Raw genomic sequence first — 23,224 nt, 5'->3', positions numbered from 1 at the left:
CGTTCCCACTCCGCATCCGTCAGATCGCCCCGCCCCATGCCCGCAACAACGACCCAGGCACAGAGCGGTCACATGATCGCCCGGACAGAACCTAGACGGCCTGAACGCCCTGATGGCCGAGTCTGTCCAGTTCGACTTCGCCTCCCCCACCCAAGCCCGCCGTCCTGCGTGCTCACGACGGCGACGACCAAGCGCTCCGCTACCTCCGATCCGGCTGACCAACTGACCACAACTGGAGGCGACCCATGTCCGACTCGTCCCAGCCCACGATCCTCGAGCGTTTCCCCGCAGGCGGCCCTCGCGGTTCCTGGCTCGCCGACGAGTACGCCGCCGGCCAGCAGGACCAGGGGACGCCTGCCCGGATCGTCATGGACCTGCAGTCCGACTCGTTCCTCGTCATCACCGCCCAGCCCACCCGCCGCCGAACAGTGCCGCGACGCAGCCGTGCCCCGTCCGACAGGACCCTGCCGGGGCCCTCGTGCTCCGGCACAAGCTCAGCGCTGTTCTCCCCCGCTCCCTGACCGTCCCGTCTGGCCTGCTTGGTCAGGCACTTCCCATACCTGCGGGTCGGCCGTCGACGCCAGTCCGGCCGACCCGTAGCCCAACCGCCCACTCACCGTGGAGAACCGACACTCCATGATCGTTGCGACCGATTGATGGCGCTAGGGCAGCGCCAGCGCGTCCAGGCAGTGCTTGACGAGGGTGCCGGTGTAGCCGCCGTCGGCCCAGACCAGCTCCAACCGGTGGTGGCCGTCGGCGACCTGCCCGAGCAGCGAAAACGCAGTCTTCAAGGCCTGAAAGACAGCTACTCAGACACGTTCCTCAACTGACTGGCCGGCGCATACACACCCGGGCCGACAGATCGAGGCCGAAGTCGGCCTCGGCCTTCAGTACTGAACGGAGCCCAGGCGTGAGCTGCCCAACCTCCACATCACGGAAACCGAGGCGTCGGTAGTACGGGGCGTTCCAGGGAACCGTCCGGAACGTCGACAGGGTGAGCGCGGGCAACTGCATATCAGCTGCCCATGCGGCAGCGTGATCGATCAACCGGCGGCCCAACCCTTGCCCACGGAGGGCAGGGTGAACACTGACTTGCTCGATATGGGCGCAGCCGTCGAGGAGGTCGACAATCACAAACCCCACGGGGACATCGGTGGCGTCGACACCCACCCAGGCTCGCCCGGCACGCTGGTAGACGGCCAGTTCCTCCACGGACTGAGGCGGATTGTCGGCAATATCGGTCATCCCGATGTCGCGGAAAGCCTCTCCGGCCGCCAACTGGAGATCCGGCAGGACCGCCAGGTCATCGCGCTCGGCAAGCCGTACTTCCAGTTCCCTGATCTCTGTCGTCCGCATGAGTGGTGACACAACCACACCAACCTGTCCGAGTCCATCGCGCTCGGTCGGGACCTGATTGCCCACAGCCGGTCATCCTTCCTTGACCGGTTCGGCGCCACTGGGTCCGGGCCCGGCGGTTTCGGGCCCCGTCCGGTGCGCGGCGGTCTCCTCTTCCCTCTCCGGGGCGGCAGCCGCCGAGCGCGTCGCGAGCGGCAGCAGCAGCCCGGTCAACGCAAGGCCGCCACCCACGGCAATCCAGCCGGCGAGGCCCCACTGCACACAGGGAACGGCCAACAGGGCCGGAGCGATTGCCTTCGCGGTGCCGCGGCCCAGCGCGAACACGCCTTGGTACTGACCCTGCGCGTGATCGGGAGCAAGGTCGAAGCTGAGGCCGAACGAGGACGCGGACTGGAACAGCTCGCCAAGGGTCAGCAGGACGGTACCGAGCAGGAAGCAGCCGATTGCGAAGGGAGCCGAGAGGTTGCCGGCGGCGCCGATGACAGCACAGGCGAGCAGCAGCACCCCGCCGGAGCGACGGCCCACCAGCGCGGCGGTTCGCACCGAGGTCACACCCCTGCTTGCCGGGACCTGGAACAGCACCACCATGGCAGTGTTGATCACCAACAGGGCAGAGACGAGCCAGGTGGGTGCCACGTCTGACGCGATCAGCCAGAGTGGAACGGCGAACGTGAGCACCTCGAAGTGCAGGCTCAGCAGGGCATGCAGCGCCGTCACGACCACATAGCGGCGGTCGCGCAGCGAATCCCATCGGCCCGCGCCCTCCGGAGTGGGCACCGGCGCCAGTCGTGGTGTGCGCAGCAGGGCGAGCGCGGCCGCGACGGGTGACACGGCGACACCCAAGATCATCATGCGATACGAGGACTCGGTGTCTGCGGCGATGAAGACGCCCGAGAGGAGCGCGCCCCCCGCCACCCCCAGGTTGGTCACGGAATGCAGGTAAGCCCGCAGCCGCACCCGGTCGGTACCGCCGTATCCGGCGATCATGGCGCCCCCGGCGGCGCCGCCGCCGACATCCGCACACGCCACGAGTACTGCGGCGGCGAGGAATGTGGGGAAGGACTGCACGATGAGGAATACGAGCGTGCCCGCCGACCGCAGCAGCAGAGTGACGATGCACAGGGTGCGCGGGCCGACCCGGTCCGCCAGATGGCCGACCGGGATTCCGACACCGAGGGCGAGGAGCCCGGAGATGGTCAGTCCGAGAGCGACCTCGTGGCTGCTGAGACCGACGCCTTCCACGAAGTAGACGACGCCACCGGCCGCGAACATGCCTGTGCCCAGCGTGGTGAGGAAGGCCCACACCGAAAGCACGCGCGCTGCGGGGTCGGGCAGTAGCAGTCGGCTGAGCAGCCCGCCTTTGCGCCTTTCGGCCGCATCACTGGATGTCACAGGTCCACCTTCCGACGGAGATCCGTTACCGACTGCCCCCGCACGAGGGCGTTGTGGTCGACCTTGCCGCTGGGTGTGAAGGGCAGACGCTCCACGAACGTGATCGTGGAGGGCACCATGTGCGTCGGCAGTGACGCAGCGAGGTGGGCGCTCAGTTCCTTCGCCTCTGGCTGGTCCGTGCCTGTGGCCACCACGTAGGCGCTGAGTACAGCGCCTACGTACGTGTCCTGGACGGCGACGACCGCAACCTGCACCACCTGCGGATGCTCGTGCAGCACCGCCTCGACCTCGCCCGGCTCGACGCGATACCCACGAATCTTCACCTGAGAGTCGATGCGCGAGAGGAACTCGACCGTGCCGTCCGTGAGCTGACGCACCCGGTCGCCTGTCCGGTAGACCCGTGTCCCGTCGGCAAGAGTGCGGAAGCGCGCCGCGGTCTCCTCCGGCGCGTTCCAGTAGCCTCGTGCCAGGCCTGCCCCCGCGATGAGCAATTCACCGGGGTCTCCTTGAGGCACCGGCCGGAGCTGTGTGTCGACGACGTGTATCGCGGTGGCAGCGAGCGGACGGCCGATGGGGACGGTGGGTGCGGCTCGGTGATCGGGACCGGCCCGGCCCACCTCAAAGAGGAGAGCGCCGACGGTGGCCTCCGTCGGACCATAGTGGTTGAGAACGCGACATTTTCCCAACCGGCGTACGGTGTCGACGAGCCCCCAGCGCAAGGCCTCGCCACCGAGCAACAGTGCCTTCCGCGGCAGCACGTCGGGGTCCGGATACTCCAGCAGGGCGGCCAGGTGAGACGGAGTGATCTTGAGGTGGTCGATGGCGTGTTCTTGCATGTACTCCGCGAACTCCACCGGGTCACGGGCGACATCGGTGGACACAAGATGCAGGCAACCGCCCGATATCAGGGCCGGGAACACGGCCGTGTTGCCCAGATCGGTGGAAAGGCTGGTGACTGAGGCGAAGGCGGCGGCCGACTCGGCACAACCGAGCAGTTCGACAAGGTGCACGGCATAGTTCACCAGCCCGCCGTGTGTGACGGCGACGCCCTTGGGCGTACCGGAGGAGCCCGAGGTGTACAAGACGTATGCCAGGTCCTGCACCTCTGGAGGCGGCACGGCCGTCACCGGACCGCCCGCCGACCCTGGCAACTCCCCCGGCGCATCGAGCCCGTTCACCACGATCGGGCCGTCCGCCACCCCCGGCCGTTCGCGGTCGCTGAGGACGACGGCCGCCCGGCAGTTCGCGAGCTGTGCACGTTGCCGGGCCTCCGGTTGCCCCGTATCGATGCATACGTACGTGGCTCCGGCACGCAGTATGCCGATCAGCGCGGCGAGCTGGCGGACGCCCCGGTCCATCAGCACCGCAACCGGGTGATCGGCCGAGGCTCCCGCAACACGTACGGCACCGGCGAGACGTCGGGTGAGCTCTTCCAATTCCGCGTACGTGAGGCTGCCGTCTTCGCCGACAACGGCCGTACGCTCGGGCCAACGCGCCGCCTGTTCCTCGAAGAGCTGTACGACCGACGGCTCCTGTGCCGCGCAGGCTGTCGGTTCACCCGGCATGGCGGGCTCCTTCGGTGGGAAGCGGCAGGTCCCAGGCGTAGTAGTCCGCCACGTGCCAGAAGCCCTGCTCCGCGTTGAGGGGGTCTTCCGCCGGTGTGGCCCGGAGCATCGCCGTGGTCACGCCCGGACCGGAGCATGCGGAGAGCGCCTGCTCGGCCAGGGCGGGTTCCCAGTCCCGTCCCTGATCTCCCACGGAGGCCTCGGCAATCTGCGCTCCGGCCCGCTGCCGCCGGAACGCGCGGTGTTGGTGGAGCAGGCACTGCAACTCGATCACAAATCGCTCTCCTTCTTGGTCACGGGGCCACCACTCTTCACGACGGCGTACGGGGTCAGTCGGTGCCGACCGCGTCGACATCGGCGAACGACAGCATGTCCCCGAGAGAGACCAGCAGGGTGCGGTCCCCCGTGTAGGGCTCGCGGGCATGCGAGACCAAGACGTTGTCCACCAGGAGCAGATCACCCCGTTCCCAGTCGAAGCTGACCTCGCAATGCTCGTACACCTCCAGCAGCGAGGTCATGACGTCGTCGGGGATGCGCTCGTCGGAACCGAGGAAGCAATTGCGCGGTAGTTCGTCCTCGCCGAACAGCGATTCGAGCGCCTCGCGGGTGTCCGGATCGAGGCAGGCAGGGTGCCAGTGAGCGAGTTGCGCAAACCAGCAGGGCTCGCCGGAGCCGGGGTGCCGCACGGCCGCGGGACGATGGGCCCGGGTGCGAAGACCGCCGTCGGCCAGCCACTCCCACTCGAAGTAGTTCTCTTTGAGAATCCCTTCCACCTCAGCCCGATCACCGGTGCGGAAGATCTGCTGCCAGTCCAGCCCCACGCCGGTCCCGTAACTGCGCGCATACGTCACCCCCGCCGCAGCAAAGCGTGAGCGCAGCTGCGGGTCGAGAGCGCGCCACACGCGCCGGTTGTCCACCAGCGGTGTCTGACCGCCGGTTCGCGCGGGCTGCGCTGAGGCGAACAGCAGTCTGCTCGGCCAGCGGTGGTTGAAGGAGTTCTCGGTGTGCCACAGCAGTTTGGCGGTGGCGCTGTACTCGACGGGAGTGTAGACATTCTTCGCCACGGCGTCGTGCGCGTGCTCACCGTTGTCGTCGAAAAGCTCCGTACACAGCGCCGCCGCGGCCTCTGCCATCCGGTCGGGAGTGTCGATACCGAAGCCGCGGAAGAGCAGGGCACCGTGTTCGATTAGCGCGGCATCGAGCTGATCGCGGTGCGCGCGGGCGAACCTGGTCAGTTCCGCTCCGTTCTCGTCCGGGTGCACCATCAGCGGCAACGTCTGACCGGGCTGTACCTGGGATGTTGTGAGCGTCATGTTTCCTGCCTTCCCGGCGGGACTGATGGGGCAATCAGGGTGCGGACGACGGCTGAGGCCGAAGGGGCGAGGGCTGGTGGCCGGTCTCCGGGGCCCAGGACGAGGCCTCGGTGAGTACCTGCGCCAACTCGGGTGCGAACGCTGCGACGTTGTGCGTGTTCATCACCGTCACATGGTTGCCCGGTGCGTCGATCACCCGCAGTCGTCCCGTCGTCAGGGCCGACCAACCCAGTTGGCGGTCGCTGTCGGGGTTCTCCTGGGCTCGTACCAAGGTGGTGCGCGGCGGCAGTTTCCCAGGTGTGTACCGGCGGTAGGCCTCGTTGCAAGCTGTGTAGACCGACAGGAAACGGTAGAGGTCGGCGACTTCGAAGCCGGGTGGCAGGGTGCCCGCCTTCTTCGCCAGTTCGACAACGTGGCCGACGCGCTCCTCGGGGGCGACCGCGGTCAGTTCGGCGGGGCTCAGTCCGTCGACGTGATCGTTACTGATGAAGGTGGCAAGTCCGGACAGGAACACCGGGTCCTCGGGGTCCATGGTGCGCGGAGCGGCATCGTTCGTGCCGGTGTCAACCATGATCAGCTCAGCCACCTCCTCGCCCAGGTCGATGAGTTGTCGGGTGATCTCCAGGGCGAGCATGCCCCCGAAGGACCAACCGCCGATGATGTACGGACCGTGGGGCTGCCGGCCGCGGATGGCAGCGATGTAGTCCGCGGCCATCGCGGGTATGTCGCCGACTGCGTCCGCGCCGGGTTCAAGCCCTCGAGCCTGGAGTCCGTACATCGGGAACCGCGGGCCGAGGTGCTCGGAGATCACCGCGTAGGACAGGACATTTCCACCTGCGGCATGAACCCAGAACGAGACACGGTGTGCGCCTGAGGTGCGTATCGGCACCAGGCTGTTCCACAGGATCTCGCCCTGACTGCGCAGCATCTCCGCGATGGTCTCGATCGTGCCGCCGCTGAGCAGCGACGACAGCGGCAGTGTCCGGCCAAAGGCCTTCTTCACCTGGGCCATCATCCGTACGGCGAGGATCGAGTGCCCGCCGAGGTCGAAGAACGGGGTGCGCACGTCTACCGTGTCGAGCCCCAGCAGGTCCTTCCAGATGGCGGCGAGCCGCAGCTCCGCGGCGTCGCGCGGCTCGATCGAGCCGGAATTGTCCGCCGGGGGTGCCGAGAGTTTGGGTTCGGGCAGCCGGTCGCGGGCCACCTTGCCGTTTACCGACTGCGGCACGACGTCGATGCGCACGAAGTGGCCCGGCACCATGTGCCCGGGCAGTTGCTCACGCAGTTCCTCCTCCAGCGACGCCACCAGAGACGGCCAGTCCGTAGAGCCCCGGGTGACCACGTAGGCCACCAGGCGCTCGTCGTCCGCGGCCCTCTGCCAGCGCGCCACGACGCAGTCGCTCACCTGTGCCGTGCGACGGATCGCGCTCTCCACCTCGCCGAGCTCGATCCGGTGCCCCCGGATCTTCACCTGGTCGTCGTTGCGCCCGAGGAAGACGAGGTCACCGCCGGGCAGGCTGCGGACCAGGTCGCCCGTGCGGTACAGGCGGGCCGGCGGATCGGCGAAGGGATTCGGTACGAAGCGGGAAGCGGTGAGGTCGGCCCGGCCGAGATACCCGTCGGCGAGACAGAGGCCGCCGATGAACAACTCTCCCGGTACGCCCTCGGGAGCCGGATCACCGCGTTCGTCGAGCACGTACAGCTCGGCCCCGGGCATTGCCTTGCCGATCGGCACCTTGGACGGCACCTCGGCCTCGGGCTTCAGCTGGTACGCACAGCAGCCCACGGTTGCCTCGGTGGGCCCGTACTCGTTCACGATGAGGGTACGCGGGCTGAGCGCACGCCAGCCGTGAACGATATCCTCGGACAGTTGCTCACCGCCGACTACCAGGACGTCGACCGAGCCTTCCAGTGGCTGCGACTCGGCGGCGGAAATGAGCATCCGCAGATGCGAGGGCGTCAGCTTGATGAAGTCGAACGAACGCCCTCGGGCGAGGAGGTCGGCCACGCCTTCGACGCCCTGGCCGGTGGGCAGGAGATCGAGCGGGCGTCCGGCCGCGAGTGGAGCGAACAGGGTCGTCACCGTCAGGTCGAAGGCCACCGAACTGAACAGCGGAGCGCCGCCACCGTCGGGCCGAAGGTAGGACGAGACCGCAACGTGTACGTAGTTGGCCAGGGAGCGGTGCGGAACCACGACGCCCTTGGGCTCGCCGGTGGAGCCGGAGGTGAACAGCACGTAGGCAGTGCTGTCCGAGTCGATGCTGGGCAACGGCACTTGCTCCGCGGGGAGGTCCACAGCCTCCTGTTCCAATACCGCGGCCGCCACGCGAGGACGGGTGTTCTTCGAGGCTTGGCCGGCGTCGGCGACGACAAGCAGGTCCACGGCGGCAGTCTCGATGATCCGCTCGACACGCTGTGAGTCAGAACGCCAGTCGATGGGCACGAACGCGGCGCCGGCACGGAGCACGGCGAGGATGGTCTCCACCAGCGTGTGGCTGTGGTCAAGCTGGACGGCGACCCGCGAACCCGGGCCGATGCCGCGACGGCGCAGCGCCCGTGCGGTCCGCAGGACGGCCGTATCGAGTTCGGCGAAGGTCCGCACCTTCTCGCCCTGGCGCAGTGCGATGCCGTCCGGGTTACTGCGCGCGGCCTCAGAGATCTGCGACGGAACGTCCACGAGCTCCTGGGGGGCGATCTGCGCGGACACCGGCGTACGCGTGGCCCACGCGGCGCTGAGCAGTGCGCCCACAGAGCTACCCGCGGACTCCCCGGCCAGATGGCCGAGCAACTCTGTCAGGTGCCCGGCGATGCGTTCGATGTCCGTACCGGCGAAGCGCCGTGTGTCGTAGTTGAACCGCAGTTGCAGCGCCTCACCTGGGACGACGGTCAGGTTGAGAGGGTAGACGGTGCGGTCGTACGCCTTCGCCTCGCTCAGCAAGAGCGCGGGATCGGGCGCGGTGAGTGACCGGTCGAAGGGGTAGTTCTCCACCGTCATGAAGCTGGAGAACAGCGGTTCGCCCACGGGAAGGCTGCTCCAGCGCTGGACCTGAGCCAGCGAACTGTGCTGGACAGCGGTAACCGCGGCGATCCTCTCCTGGACGTGCCGTGCCCAGTCCCCGGTGGACAGGGCGTCGTCCACTAGCACCCGCACGGGCAGTACGTTGACGAGGTTCCCGACGATCGAGTCGACACCAGGCAGCTCCGCGGGCCTGCCCGACATAGTGACCCCGTACAGGATGTCCCGCAGTCCGGTGAAGCGGTGCAACAGCAACACATACGCGGCGTGCAGAGTACTGCTCGTCGTCACGCGCTCCCGCCGCGCCCAGGTCTCCAGGGCCGCGGTCTGCTGCGCGGTGAGAACAGCGGCATATTCACCGTCCGCGAAGCCGTTGCGCCAGTCCGGCACATTCGCGTGCCGGTCGGTGCCGAGATAGGCACACCCCGTGAACCCCTCCAGCTCCCGGCGCCAGAATGCCTCCGTGTCCGCTTCATCCTGCCCAGCCACCCACTTCACGTAGCTGTGGAAACCTACGGAGCCCGGTGGTTCCAGGGTGGGTGTGCGGTAGAAGTCGAGGAGCTCCTGGAAGAGGACGCCCATACTCCAGCCGTCGATGATCAAATGATGGATCGTCAGCACGAACAACCACTGGCCGCTGCCGGTCCGCAGCAGACGCACGCGGTGCAGTCCGGGCCGGGCGAGGTCGAGTCCGCAGCCCCGGTCTTGCTCCAGCCACTGCTCAACGGCCTGGGGCGAGGCATCGGCAAGGTCCACCTCTTGCCAGTCCGGGGTAAGTTCCCTCACTACCAGTTGCAGCGGCTGGTCGAGAGACTCCCATCGGAAGCAGCTGCGAAGCGCGTCGTGCCGCTGCACGCTTGACTGCCAGGCCCTGCGCAGCCGGTCCGGGTCGAGAGCACCGTCTATACGGACGGTGAGCTGATTGAGGTACGCCTCGGAGTCGGGCGTGTACAGAGCGTGGAAGAACATGCCCTCCTGCCCGGGGGTGAGCGGCAGCAGGTTCTCGAGCTTCGACTTGTGCTGGGGTGTGCTCACAGGTCCTCCATGAGTGCGTCAAGGGCGGACTGGTCCACGTCGGCGAGCGGGAAGTCGGCAGCCACCGGCGCGCCGCCGGACGTGGTCAGACAGTGGGCGCAGAGCTTGCGGATCCGCTCCGCCCAGCGGTCCGCAAGCGCCGCCACCTGTGCGGCGGTCATGCGGTCGCTGCGGTAGTCCCATCGCACATGTACGCGACCCGCGAGGGTGAATGTGGTGATGTTCAGGGCCGGCCCCCCGTCCAGCGGTCGGCTCGCATGGTCTCCGAGCGTGTGGGAGGACAGGGAGACGCCCTCCGCCAAGGACTGGAGTGCGTCGAAGCGGCCCAGGTAGTTGAAGCGGATGTCGCCGCCGCTGGGGAGGTCCTTCCCCGCCAGAAAGCGCAGCGCGCCGTACCCCTGGCCCGATCCCGGCAAGCTGCGCACCGCGTTCTTGGTGGCTTTGAGCAGTTCCTCGGGCTCGGCAGGCGCGGTGAGCAGCATCGGGTAGAGGCTGGTGAACCAGCCGATGGTGCGGTCGAGGACGAGCTCCTCCCTGAGCGCGTCACGGCCATGGTGCTCCAACTCGACGAGGAGTTCGCGCTGCGCGCAGTTCTCGAGGACGGCACTGTTCAGTGCGGCGATCATCAACTCCACTGGTTCGACGCTGTAGCCGGCCGGCACCTCACGCAGGAGCTGCTGTGCGAGTTCCTCGGACAGCTCGGTCGTGTGGACCTCCCGCCTGGGCTCCGAGGAGGCCGGAACAAGCCAGGGGATGCCACGCCCACGTTGCGCTTGCCAGTACTCCAGCTGGCGCGTGGCCTCCGGGCTCTCGGTCCACTCCTGCAGCGATGCCACCCAGTCCCGGTAGGGGCTGGTCTTCGCCGGGAGCGCGATCTCCTCGTCCTCCGGAGTTCGCAGCCCGCGCAGCAGGTCGTCAAGGAGCACGTTCCAGGAGTATCCGTCGATGCACACGTGGTGGCCGACGAGGAAGAGTTTGCCGTGGCCGCCCGGGCAGTCGATCCAGAGCGCCCGGAAGACGGGGCCCGTGCTGAGGTGGATACGCCGGTGTGCGGTGGCGACGAACTCCTCGATCTGCTCCGCCTCGGAGCGTGCGGGATCCAGCACCTCGCGGGTCAGCGGCACGCTTTCCCCGGTTGGCCCGTATTCCTGGGTCCAACGGCCATCCTGCTCGGTGTAGCGGGCGCGCAGCATGTCATGGTGATTGACCACCGAGTCCAGAGCACGCTGCAGGACCCGTTCACCGGGGTCGGCCGTGAAGTCGAGCAGCAGCGACTGCGGAAAGCGGTGCACGTTCTCCAGGCCCAGTGCGAACATCCACCGTTGGATCGGTGCCAGCGGTACCTTCCCGGTCAGAGCGAGCCGGCTGCTGTCGCCCTCGGCGCCGGACTCGGTGACGGCTGAGGCCACTGCGAGGACGGACCGAACGGTCTGGTGAGTGAAGAGGTCCTTGGGATCGAACTCGATCCCGGCCTCACGTGCTCGTACAACCACCTGGATGCTGGTGATCGAATCGCCGCCGATGTCGAAGAAGTTGTCGTCGGGCCCGACCGTCTCCAGACCCAGCACCTCGGCCCAGATCCCCGTCAGTTCCCGCGATCGCGCGTCGTTGTCCTCAACCGCTGTCGAGGTTGCGGGGGTGGTGTCGCGCCACACCGGTTCGGGAAGGGCCTCGCGGTCGATCTTGCCGGTCGCGCGCCGAGGGAGCTCGGACAGCACCGCTGTCGCGCCCGGGATCATGTACGAGGGCAGGCTGGTACGCAGCTGCCTGTGCAACTCGGCGAGTAGATCCTCGTGTTGCCTCTGCGGCGTGGTGGGCACCGTGACATACGCGGCGAGGCGGGACGTGCCCTGCTTGTCCGTGTGCAACACGACCGTGGCCGTGTGCACCGCTGGGTGGGCCGTCAAGGCTCGTTCGATTTCCTGGAGTTCGATGCGGAAACCGCGCAGTTTTACCTGGTCGTCGTTGCGGCCGAGAAACTCCAGGAGCCCGTCGGTGCGCCGACGCACCCGGTCTCCGGTGCGATACAACCGGGTGCCCTCCATCTCCAGGAAGCGCTCCCGCGTGAGGTCTGGCCGGTTGAGGTAGCCGAGTGCCACCGCGTCGCCGCCCACGCAGAGTTCGCCGGGTACTCCCGGTGGCACCGGGTGGCCCATGCCGTCCATGATCCAGACCTGGCGGTCGCCGACCGGTTGCCCGATCGGCACCGAGGTCTCGTGCTTCGGCATATCCTGCGGAACGGCGTAGCAGGTGGTGAACACCGTGCATTCGGATGGTCCGTATCCATTCACAAGCACGGTTTCGGGGTAGTAGCGCCGGAACGTCCGCACATGGCGGACCGAGACGGCCTCGCCGCCGATCAAGACCTGGCGCAGCCCCGAGAACGCCGCAGGCTCCGCGTCAACGAGTGCGTGGAAGAATGCGGCGGTCAGCCACGCGGTGTCGGCTTGCCCCTCCGTGCAGTGCCGGACGAGATCCTGGGGGCCGGACAGGGAACCGGGTACGAAGTGACAGCGTCCGCCGGCGAGCACCATCGACCAGAACTCCAGAGTCAGCGCGTCCCAGGAGATCGAGGAGTGGCCGAGGAACACGGTGCCCCGGCCGAAAGTGGCGTACTCCGCGTCGCGCCAGAACCCGGCAACGCTGCGGTGGGGCACCAAAGTGCCTTTGGGGGACCCGGTCGTCCCGGAGGTGTACGTCACGTACGCGATGTCGCCAGGCGCGGGTGCCGCCCCTACCGGGAAGAAGGCCGCCTTCGTGTCCATCACACCGACGTCGAGGATGTCGAGACCACTGCTCTGGAGCTGAACGCTGCCTGCCTCGTCGGTGAGGACCGCTTTGCATCCAAGGTCCTGAAGCATGAAGTCGATGCGGGCCTGCGGCAGCGTCCGGTCCACACAGGCGTAGAACGCGCCCAGCTTGACCGTTCCGAGGATGGCCGCGGCAAGTTCGAGGCCGCGGTCCAGCATCACGGCGACCGGCGCACCACGTCGCACACCCTGTTCCTGGAGAGCAGCGGCCACCGCATCGGAGCGGTGGTCGAGCTCCTCGTACGACCAACTCACCTCACCGCAGGACACGGCGCCGTCGGTCGGGTGGCTGTGTACCGCCTCATGGAACAGCTCCGGGATCGTGGTGGCGGGCCGAAACGGCGCTCCGCTCCGGTACGGCTCGTGGACCACCTCGCCGGCCACGGGGAGGGGTTCATTCGCGGGTGGCCAGTCGCTGAGGAAGGCCTGCAGCGAGGTGACGAAGCGCTCCAGCAGCTGTTCGGCGGTGGTGGCGTCGATGACCGCGGTGGCGTGGTCCAGCTGGAGCTCGATGCCGTCAGGGCGCTCGGTGGCGACCAGCCGGAGGTCGTACATCGACATCCCGGTCTCCAGCGGCAGCTGCGCGATCTCCACGCCGGGAAGCGCCACCTTCGGCATGGGCGCGTTGTGCAGGACGAAGGCCACCTGGGTCAATGGCAGGGCAGCGAGGTTTCGCGGGATCTGCAGGACGTCGACGACGCGGTCGAATGGGACCTCCGCCGCGGCCATCGCGTCCAGGGTGGCCTCGTGCGTACGACGCACCAGCTCGGCGAAGGGCAGCTGCGGATCGAAGCTCAGCGGGATCGGCAGCGTGTTCACGAAGACGCCGATCATCCGCTCGGTCTCGGGAGTGTTGCGATTGGCGGTGGGAGCGGCAATCACCATCTCGTCATCAGCGCCGTGCCGGTGCAGCAGTGCTGCGTAGGCGGCGAGGAGTACGGAGTGGACGGTTCCCCCGCACTCTCGCGCCAGCCGTGCAACCGCCGTTGTCAGCCGGGTGTCCAGTCGCGCGCGCACGGTGCCACCGGCGACGCTCTGCCGTTCGGGGCGGGCGCGATCGAGGGGGATGGAGGTGGCCGTGGGAAAGTCGGCCAGTCGCGCTGCCACCTCCGCCAGCTGCTGGTCGAACGTGGGGTCGCTCGCATGCTCCCGTTCGGCGTGGGCGTATGCGCGGTAGCTGGTTACCGAGGGCAGTGTGCTGGGCCTGCCTTCCCGTACGGCGGCGTAGTGGTCCATGATCTCCGTGGCGACGATGCCCATGGACCAGCCATCGGTACAGATGTGGTGCATGCAGAGGTAGAGCAGATGTTCACGCTCGCTGATGCGGAACACCTCGAAGCGGAAGAGGGGTGCGCTGCGCAACGAGAAGGGTTCGAGGAAGGAGGCTCGCATGAACTCGCGGGCGATGTGCAGCCGTTCGCTGTCGCTGCCGCCCTCGACTGCGGTGACCAAAAGCTCCACCGGCACCCGGTCCATGACGCGCTGCACAGGTCGTCCGTCGATCTCGGCGAAGACGGTACGCAGCGGTTCGTGACGGTCCACCACCAGCCGCAACGCGTCCTCGAGCAGAGCCGTGTCGAGAGGACCGGTGATCCGATACGCGGCCTGGACATGATGCTCAGGTCCAGTGGTGCCCAACTGGTCCTGGAACCAGAAACGTTCTTGAGCGAAGGACAGCTGAGGCTGCTCGGGGACAGGGCCGCCGGCGCGGCTGGGCGTGATCTCACGGCCCGAGTTCGCCTTCGCGGCGAGCCCAGCGATGGTCGGTGACTCGAACAGGTCGCGCAACGCGAGATCCATGCCTGCTCGGCGCAGCCGTACGACGACCTGGTGGGCCTTGAGCGAGTGGCCTCCGAGGTCGAAGAAGTTGGCGTCGGTCCGGATGGTGTGCTTCAGCCCGAGTACGTCACCGAATACTCCGGCGACTGCCTTCTCCGTCTCGGTCACGGGCAGCTGTTCCGCTTCGGACTGCCTGGGGAGCGGAGCGTCGGTACGAGCCAGGGCCGCACGGTCGGTCTTGCCACTGGAGGTCAGCGGGAAGCTGGCCAGGACGCGGCACACATCCGGCACCATGACATCGGGGAGCATCTGGGCGCAGCGGGCGAGCAGGGCCGACGGCTCGGGCCGGGCCCCCGGGGCGGCGAGCACGAACGCGGCGAGCCGGTGATCGGTGGAAGTGTCGCCCTGGACGAGGGCGACCGCGTCGGCGACGTCCGCGTCGGCTCGCAGGGCTGTCTCGATCTCTCCGAGTTCGATTCGGTGTCCTCGGATCTTGACCTGCGTGTCCTGGCGACCGTGGAATCGCAGTGTGCCGTCGGGCAGCAACTCGGCGAGGTCGCCGGTGCGGTAGACCCGCCCCTCTCCGGTGAACGGGTCGGTGAGGAACCGTTCGGCAGAGAGTTCGGGGTCGTCGAGATAGCCCTCTGCCACGCCCGAACCACCGATCCACAGTTCACCTATCATGCCCGGAGCAAGGCGTGTCCCTCGCTCATCGACGACATACACGCGCTCGCCCGGAAAGGGGCGGCCGATCGGCAGTCTTTCCGGCAGCGGCGCGGTGACCTCGTAGGCGGTGCTCCAGATCGTGCTCTCTGTGGGACCGTAGACGTTCCAGACTTTGCCCGCCCGATCGAGGAGCCGCGCGGCGAGGTCCGAGGGCAGCTCTTCGCCGCCGCACAGCACCTGAAGTCCAGTGCCTCCGTGCCAGCCGGACTCGACGACTGCCCGCCACATGGTCGGTGTCGCCTGGGCAAGCGCGAGTCCCGGCCGGTCTAGTCGCGTGGCGATCGCCGACGGATCCCGAGCGTCCTGGGCGGAGGCGATCTCCACCGTGGCGCCATTGCACAGCGGCAGGAACAGTTCGAGGGCGGCGATGTCGAAGGACGGTGTGGTCAGGGCGAGGCAGGCCTGCCCCGGCTGGAGGCGTACGACCGCCTGTGCGGCCGCCATCATGTGGGCGAGCGCCGAGTGCCCCACGCGAACGCCCTTGGGCTGCCCGGTGGAACCCGAGGTGAAGATCACGTACGCCGTCCGGGCGGGCTCCCACTGGTTGCCGTCCACAGCGCCGTCGGCGCCTGGCCGGCAGTCCTCCACCAGGATCCTCTCGTGACCGTCAGCCACCGGACCGTCCCCCGTACCGGCGAGCAGCAATCGGGAATTTATCCCTCGCAACACCATCCGATTGCGGGCCTCGGGACTACGGGGGTCTAGGGGGACATAGCTCCCACCTGCTCGCATGACGCCGAGGAGCGCCGCCAGCAGACCGGCGTCGCGCTCCACGCTCACCGGTACGAGCTCACCGGTGCGGCAGCCCGCTGCTCGCAGCGCCGAGGCCACGTTCTGGGCCCAGTCGTCCAGTTGACGGTAGGTCCACTGGCCGTGTCGGTCCGTGCAAGCGACGGCCTCAGGCGTGCTTGCGACGTGGCGGCGGAACAGCGCGTCGACCGTGGCTCGTTCGGGCACGGGCGGCGGTCCGGAGTAGGTCAGCCGGTCCAAGGCCGCCGCGTCGACCACCGGGAGATCGGCGGCTGCTGTGCCGGGCGCGGCCACCGCCGCGGTCAGTAGAACGCCGAACGACCGCAACAGTTCCTCGACCTGCGGACGGTCGAAGAGTGTGGTGTCGAAGCCCAGTTCCCCACCACGGGCAAAGCCCTGTGCTGACAGACGCAGAGACAGACCGGGAATACTTGTACGTCCGGTGGGGGCGGTGGGCGCCTGCTGAAGCTCTCCGAAGATGAGTGCCACACCGGATGGACCGGCGGATCCGGTGGCATTGCTGCCGCCCGTACCCGTGTCGTTCTCCGCTGCGAGGGCACGGTCCGTCCACTCCGCCAAGGAGCGGAAGTCTGCCTCCGGGTCCCATTCTGAGGTGATCGGAGATGCACTGGAGCGTGCGGGCAACGACACGTCAAGGGACACTCGCCAGTCCCCACTCTGGCGGGCCAGCAGGATCCGGTACGCGGTCGCGGTGACCGCCTCCTCGGTGACTCCCCACGCGACGGCCAGCTCTGTGGTCGCCCGCGCCAAAGAGGCGGCAGGTGTGTAGGGGACCACGTCCCCCTTCACCGAGTCCTTGTCGGCGAGACCGTCAGGCCATGAAGAAACAGACACGTGAGCACCTCTCGAACAAATCATGAGAAAGTCGACAAGGAATGAGGATTACGGTCAGTAAATCCCCATCTTTCAGCTCAGATCCAATTGCGCGGCAAGTAATCGCAAATTCTGGCCATCAAACGGTAAAGTGCGATCGAGTGGTATACGGGCCCGCCCATCAGGAAGCCTGCATAGATCCCCCGCCACTCCGCGACCAACTCGTAGGTAACGAGCGCTCACTGCATTAGTCGTGATCGATCAGCACCGAGACAGCCAAACACGGAGCTCGCAGCGTTTCAAGAACGCGAAAGTGTGACCCAGTTCACATTGCAGAGAGCAGTCTGGGCGTGACACGGTGTCTCCGAGTTCACGGGGCCTCTGCCGAACACTCCCGATGAAATATTTGGGCAAAGCCCGTAAAAGGCGCAGCCTATTTAGTGGGAGCTCATCTTTCAGGCATTTACCAAAATTATCGTGATGGGGCGCCCGCAATGCGTGGATCGCGAATGAACGCAACAGTGCGAGCAGAGTCAGTGCAGCATGAAACGACTTGGCCGCTGCAACCGCAGCAACGTGGTATCTGGTACCTGGAAAACCTGTATCCAGGCGCCGGCGTCAACAACATCGGTTTCCGCGCCTGGGTCGAGGGGCCGCTTGAGAGTGCAGCGCTCTGCGCGGCCGTCGAGGAGTTCGGCAGGCGGCACACGGCGCTCAGGGTTGCTGTTGTCGTCGAGGAAGACGGACCCGTACACGTACTCGGCGAGTCCTCGCTGCAACTCCAGGAGCACAGTTGCGTAGTGGAGTCCGAGGCACTCGCTCACAGCGATGAGTTCATACGGCAGCCGTTCGACCTCACCAGAGCACCGTTGGCCCGCATCGCCCTCACCCGCGTGCGGACGGGCCGCCACCTGCTCACTTTCGCGGCGCACCACGTAGTCTGCGATGGATCCTCGCTCACCCTCGTGATGAGCGAACTGGGCGCCCTCTACGGAGAGAACACCGGCAAGGGCGAAGGCGCACTCGGCATCTGTGCCCCGTCTTTCCTGGAACATCTCCCGGCCGAACCCGACCCGCAAGACCTGGCCTGGTGGCGGACGCAGCTGCGGGACATCTCCCCATTGCAGTTGCCGACGGACAGGCCCCGTACCCACGACCGGGACATGGCAGCCGACTGGGTACCGCTGGAGCTCACCCGGGAGCTCACAACATCCCTCCGTGCACTCGCCCGCCGGGCCAAAGCCACACCGTTCGTGGTTGTCATGGCGGCGTTCCAGACCATGCTCCACCGGTTCACCGGACAGACTGACATCACCATTGGTGCCCCGCATGCGGGCCGCCACCGCGACAACCGCAACGTCATTGGCATGTACGCCGACATGCTCCCCTACCGCGGTTCGGTGGACCCCGATCGCACGTTCCTCGACTTCCTCGAAGCCACCCGCGACCAGGCGCGCGAGGTCTCGGCCCACCGCTGGGTCCCCTTCCCCTCTCTGGTCGAGAGCATCAGTTCTGCGGCGGACCTGGGCCGCACCCCCATCTTTCAGGCCGCGCTCGTATTCCAGAACTTCCCGGTTCCCCTGGACACGCTGCCTGGTCTCCTCCTGAAACCGGCCCCCGTGCCCACGCTCGCCACCCGTTACGACCTCGAACTCGAGTTCTGGGACGGCGAGTCGCTAAGCGGCAGGCTGATCTTCTCTCCCGCGCTGCACGACACCGCCACCGCCCGCGCGTTCGCCGATGGTTTCCTCGCCCTCCTGGAAGACGCGGTGCGCGCCCCAAGCACACCGCTGTCCCAGCTGGCGGTCGTGCCAGACATCGTCCGACGTACCCTGAGCAGTTGGTCCGCCGGGCCGCGCTGCGCACTGCCGGACGTGTCAGTGCCGGAGCTCGTCGACGCCTTCGCGCAGGAGCAGCCCGAAGCGACGGCACTCACCGACGGCACACGGCGACTCAGCTACCGCGAACTCGTCCAGGACGCGGACCGCTTGGCCGCAAGGTTGGCCGCCGCCGGAGTCACCCGCGGCACGCGGGTGGCGCTGTGTGCCGAGCGGTCCCTCGACGTCATCGTCGCTCAGCTGGGAATCATGAAGGCAGGAGCCGCGTACGTACCCATCGACCCCTCCTTTCCGGCGGACCGCATCGCATTCATGCTGGACGACGCCGAGATATCCCTGGTAGCGGTGCAGACCTCGCTCGCCGGCAGATTCGCGGACTCAGACCGAGACCTCCTCCTGTTCGACGCAACGGCCGCCCCCGGCGTGGACACCTCCGGACCGGCGCCCCAGGAGCAGCCCAATCCCGACGACCTGATGTACGTGCTCTACACCTCCGGGACGACCGGGCGCCCCAAGGGCGTCATGGTGGAACACCGCAACGTCATCCGCCTGGTGACTTCCCCCACCTATGCCGACCTGCAGGGCGAACGCGTACTGCTCTACTGCTCGCTGGCCTTCGACGTCTCCGTCTTCGAGATCTGGGGCCCGCTCACGAACGGTGGTAGCGTCGCGGTGCCGCCCGCGCACCAGCTGTCCGCGCAAGAACTGGCGGATTGGGTAAAACGACTCGGCGTCACCACCATGTGGCTCACTGCAGGTTTGTTCGTGCAGGTGGCGGATGCCGGCGTGGATCTTTCCGGGGTACGCCAACTACTGGCCGGTGGCGACGTCGTGCCGCCTGCCCAGTGTGCCAAAATCTTGGAACGCTTTCCCGGCATAACGCTGATCAACGGTTACGGCCCCACAGAAGCCACTACCTTCGCCACCAGCCACCGCATCACCGCCACGGACCTCGACCGCAACTCGGTGCCCATCGGGCGGCCCATCGGTAATACCACCGCCTGGGTGTTGGACGCCCGTATGAGCCCGGTACCACCCGGCGCTCCGGGAGAGCTTTACCTTGGCGGCGCGGGGGTGGCGCGTGGCTACCTGAACCGTCCGGAACTCACTGCGGAACGCTTCGTCCGAGACCCTTTCGCCACCGAACCGGATGCACGGCTCTACCGCAGTGGCGACCTGGTGCGGTGGCGCTCCGACGGCACGCTGGAGTTCCTCGGCCGGATAGACCAGCAGGTCAAGCTGCGCGGCTTCCGTATCGAACTCGAGGAAGTGGAAGGGGCCCTTGTCCAGCACCCCAGCGTCCAGCAGGCCGCCGTCGTCGCACGCGAGGATCTCCCAGGCGACAAGCGCCTCGTGGCCTATGTGTGCGGGCTCGATCCGCTCGACGCCGGTGAGCTGAGCCGGCATGCGGCCTCGCTGCTGCCCGCCTACATGGTCCCCTCCGCCGTTGTGGTCCTCGACCGGATGCCGCTGACAGCCAACGGCAAACTGGACCGACACCGCCTGCCTGCACCGCAGTACACCTCCTCGGCCGTAGCACCGCGCTCAGAACTGGAGTCGGTACTGTGCGGTCTGTTCGCCCGAGTGCTCTCCGTACCGGAGATTGGTGTCCGGGACGACTTCTTCCTGCTCGGCGGCCATTCGCTACTCGCGACGCGGCTGATCAGCGCTGTCCGTGACACGCTCGGAGTGGACGTGCCGCTTCGCACGATCTTCGAGGCACCAACCGTCGAAGCACTGGCTGCCCGGGTATCGGACGGTTCCGACCACCGCCCCCCGCTGCGCGCCGTCGAGCGGCGACCGGACAGGCTGCCCGTTTCCTTCGCCCAGCAGCGACTGCTCTTCACCCACGAGTTGGAGGGCCCCAGCCCCCTGTACAACATTCCCATCGCCATCCGACTGCGCGGTGCCGTGGATCAGGAGGCGCTTGAAGCGGCCTTCGCCGACGTAGTGGCCCGGCACGAGTCCCTGCGCACCGTCTTCGGCACCATCGGCGAAGAGCTGTGCCAGAACATCCTCGGCAGCCCTGCTGGGCACACCGTGCTCACCCGAGCCGCCGTGACCGGGGAGGAGCTGGCCTGGCGGCTGGACGCCGCCGCCCATCACGTCTTCAACCCCTTCACGGACCTGCCGCTGCGAGCCTGGCTGTTCGAACTGAACTCCGAGCAGCACGTCCTTGCTATCGTTTTGCACCATATCGCGGGCGACGGTTGGTCGATGTCGATTCTGGGGCACGACCTTTCCGTCGCCTACGCTGCCCGGTGCCTCGGCCGTGCACCTGACTGGCCGCCGCTGCCCCTGCAGTACGCCGACTACGCTCTGTGGCAACGGGCGCTCACCGGCAGCGACACAGTGGCGGCCACTCAACTGGCCTACTGGACAGAGGCACTCAGCGGCATCCCAGTGGAACTGGCGCTGCCGCACGCGGAGGTCTCCGGCGGCGAGCTGCCCAGCCACCTCGGCGCCCACGAGGAAATTTCCGTCGATGTGGATACCTGGGAGCAGCTCGCCGCACTCGCCGACGGCTGCGAGGCCACCCGCTTCATGGTGCTGCAGGCGGCCGTGGCGGCGCTCCTCTCCAGCCTTGGAGCGGGGGACGACATCCCGCTGGGGGTTCCGGTCGCCGGACGTACCGAAGCCGCTCTGGAGGGGCTGGTCGGCTACTTTGTCAACACGCTGGTGCTACGCACCGATGTCTCCGGTAACCCGACGCCGCGGGACCTGCTGAGCCGCATCCGCCAGGCGAACCTGTCCGCCTATGCGCACCAGGACCTCCCCTTCGAGCAACTGGTGGAAGCGCTTCGCCCGCCTCGCTCCGCTGCACGGCACCCGCTCTTCCAAGTGATGCTCTCCTATGACAACAACCCCCCCGCGCATGTGAGCCTGCCCGGGGTGGAGGCGACGACCGAGGAACTTCCTCTGCGGGTCACCAAGTTCGCCCTGCAGTTCGCCTTCCGAGAGACCGCGGTCGGAGGACACGGCGGGCTGGTCGGAACACTGAAATACGCTCTCGACCACTTCGCCCCGGCTACCGCGGCGCGGGTGGCCCAGCAGCTGCCGGAGGTTCTCAAGGCACTGGCCACCCATCCGGACACCCCCCTCTCCGCACTGACCGCCTTCGTCGAGCCGCTGGTCATCACGCGCGGCCCGGCCGGCGCGGAGCGGGTCCCGGAAGCATCCGCCGTGCGGGTGGCGCCGCGGTCGCCGCTCGAACTGACCATCGCCGGAGCCTGGGCCGAGGTACTCGGCATGGAGGAGGTCTCCGTCCACGACAACTTCTTCGACTTGGGCGGGCATTCGCTGATGGCGACACGGGTCGCCGGACGCCTGCGTGAACGGCTCATCAAGCCCGTTGCGGTTCGGCTGCTCTTCAACCACCAGACGGTGGCTTCCCTGGCCGAGGAGTTGGAGCGGCGTGGGAACGAGGTGGCACAGGCCCTCTCCCCCATCCCGCTGCTGCCACGCCCCGACGAGGGGAAATACGTTCTGCCGGCCTCCTCGGGACAGCAGCAGCTGTGGTTCCTCGACCAGCTCGACCCCGCGGGGGGAGTGGCTTACAACCTCCCCGCCGCCTTCCGTATCGACGGTCCGTTGGATGTTGCGGCCCTGGAGGGCGCTCTCAGGTTCGTGAGCGGCCGTCACGAGGCCCTGCGCACGAGCTTCGCTACGACTGACAACGGGGAGCTGCGCACCGTGGTTACGCCTGACTCCGGCACGTCCCTTTCCGTCGTGGAGCTACCGGGCGCCGGCCAAGCCACCGTTGAGCGGCTCGTACAGGCTGAGGGGCGGCGGCCATTCGATCTGACCCGCGGTCCGCTGCTGCGCACCCGGCTACTGCGCCTCGGCGAGCAGGAGCACGTTCTGCTAGTGACGACCCATCACATTGTGGCCGATGGATGGTCACTGAGCGTCTTCACGAGGGAGTTGGCCGTCGCCTACGCGGGGATTGTCGAGGGCAAATCACCCAAACTGGAGGCTGCCCCACTTCAGTTCGCAGACTTCGCAGCCTGGCAGCACGAGCAGCTGAGTAGTCCGGAGATCGATCCTCAGCTGGCCTACTGGCGCAAGCAACTGGACGGCGTAGCGCCTTCGGCCCTCCCCACCGACCGGCCCCGCCCGGAACAGATGAGTTTCGCCGGTGCCACCACTACCTTCGAGATCGACGCACCCCTGGTCGCACGGGTCGAGGCGCTCGGTCGCGAGGAGGACGCGACCGCCTTCATGGTGTCCCTGGCAGCCTTCTACAGCTTGCTGAACATGCTCGGCGGTCAGGAGGACCTCGTGGTCGGCACCCCGGTCGCGGGCCGCACCCATCCTGAAACAGAGTCACTGATCGGCTACTTTGCCAGCACTCTGGCGCTGCGAACCGACCTGTCGGGGAAGCCGGTCTTCCGCGAGCTGATCCGTCGGGTCCGTCAGACCTGTCTGGACGGCTACGCCCACCAGGACGTCACGTTCGAACGTCTCGTCGAGGCCTTGAAGCCGCCCCGCGACCCTGGCCGTAGCCCCATATACCAGGTGATGTTTGCCTACCAGAATGCCCCCGGCGCGCTCCTCGAACTCACTCCGGAGGTGACTCTGACCCGGCTGCGCACGGCTCGGACCTCATCCATCCTCGATCTCGCGTTGATCCTCCGAGAGGACGGCGAGGGCGGTCTGCAGGGCAGCGTGGAGTACAACACCTCACTGTTCGACGCCGTCACGGTGGAGAGGCTGGCCGACCTCTATCTCCATCTGCTGCGGGCGGTCACCACCGACCCCGACCGGGTTGCCTGGACTCCCGCCGCTGCCGAGAGCGGGAGGGACTGAC

Annotated in this window: 10 protein-coding genes; 2 read left to right on the top strand and 8 right to left on the bottom strand. The window is 67.5% G+C overall.

The genetic code is table 11. The annotated features are described in order from the left end of the window. Positions 1–245: 245 nt before the first annotated feature. Complete coding sequence (locus ACFV9J_RS38325) at positions 246–521, top strand: hypothetical protein (RefSeq protein WP_385362515.1); 276 nt, start codon at positions 246–248, stop codon at positions 519–521. Between the two features lie 141 nt (positions 522–662). Here ACFV9J_RS38325 and ACFV9J_RS38320 read toward each other — a convergent pair whose 3' ends face one another. From ACFV9J_RS38320 to ACFV9J_RS38285, 8 genes are read right to left on the bottom strand one after another with little or no spacing between them, the layout of a single operon-like run. After that, positions 663–791 carry a hypothetical protein gene (locus ACFV9J_RS38320; protein ID WP_385362505.1) on the bottom strand — a complete coding sequence of 43 codons (129 nt, stop codon included), beginning with the start codon at positions 789–791 and terminating at the stop codon, positions 663–665. 31 nt (positions 792–822) lie between these two features. Continuing rightward, positions 823–1,422 (bottom strand): GNAT family N-acetyltransferase, encoded by a 600-nt coding sequence (locus ACFV9J_RS38315; RefSeq protein ID WP_385362503.1) that lies wholly within the window; start codon positions 1,420–1,422, stop codon positions 823–825. Positions 1,423–1,428: 6 nt separating this feature from the next. Beyond that, positions 1,429–2,748 (bottom strand): MFS transporter, encoded by a 1,320-nt coding sequence (locus ACFV9J_RS38310; protein ID WP_385362501.1) that lies wholly within the window; start codon positions 2,746–2,748, stop codon positions 1,429–1,431. Beyond that, on the bottom strand, positions 2,745–4,313 hold the full coding sequence (locus tag ACFV9J_RS38305; RefSeq protein ID WP_385362499.1) for an amino acid adenylation domain-containing protein: 1,569 nt from the start codon (positions 4,311–4,313) through the stop codon (positions 2,745–2,747). Before ACFV9J_RS38305 ends, ACFV9J_RS38310 begins: the two co-directional genes overlap by 4 nt. Continuing rightward, complete coding sequence (locus ACFV9J_RS38300) at positions 4,303–4,587, bottom strand: hypothetical protein (protein WP_385362497.1); 285 nt, start codon at positions 4,585–4,587, stop codon at positions 4,303–4,305. Before ACFV9J_RS38300 ends, ACFV9J_RS38305 begins: the two co-directional genes overlap by 11 nt. Before the next feature lie 55 nt (positions 4,588–4,642). Beyond that, the gene (locus ACFV9J_RS38295; RefSeq protein WP_385362495.1) at positions 4,643–5,626 is read right to left on the bottom strand and encodes a TauD/TfdA family dioxygenase; all 984 of its coding nucleotides are present in this window, start codon (positions 5,624–5,626) and stop codon (positions 4,643–4,645) included. Between the two features lie 34 nt (positions 5,627–5,660). Next, positions 5,661–9,677, bottom strand: a complete 4,017-nt coding sequence (locus ACFV9J_RS38290; protein ID WP_385362493.1) for an amino acid adenylation domain-containing protein — start codon at positions 9,675–9,677, stop codon at positions 5,661–5,663. Beyond that, complete coding sequence (locus tag ACFV9J_RS38285) at positions 9,674–16,597, bottom strand: amino acid adenylation domain-containing protein (protein WP_385362491.1); 6,924 nt, start codon at positions 16,595–16,597, stop codon at positions 9,674–9,676. The genes ACFV9J_RS38290 and ACFV9J_RS38285 overlap by 4 nt, the downstream gene beginning before the upstream one ends. A gap of 515 nt (positions 16,598–17,112) precedes the next feature. Between ACFV9J_RS38285 and ACFV9J_RS38280 the strand changes: the two genes are divergently transcribed. Continuing rightward, positions 17,113–23,223: an amino acid adenylation domain-containing protein gene (locus tag ACFV9J_RS38280; RefSeq protein ID WP_385362489.1), complete on the top strand. Its 6,111-nt coding sequence runs from the start codon at positions 17,113–17,115 to the stop codon at positions 23,221–23,223. The last annotated feature ends 1 nt before the right edge of the window (position 23,224 follow it).

This window comes from Streptomyces sp. NPDC059906, from assembly GCF_042730645.1.
Taxonomy (GTDB): Bacteria; Actinomycetota; Actinomycetes; order Streptomycetales; family Streptomycetaceae; genus Streptomyces; species Streptomyces rubrogriseus.
This window is presented reverse-complemented; position numbering and strand designations above follow the sequence as displayed.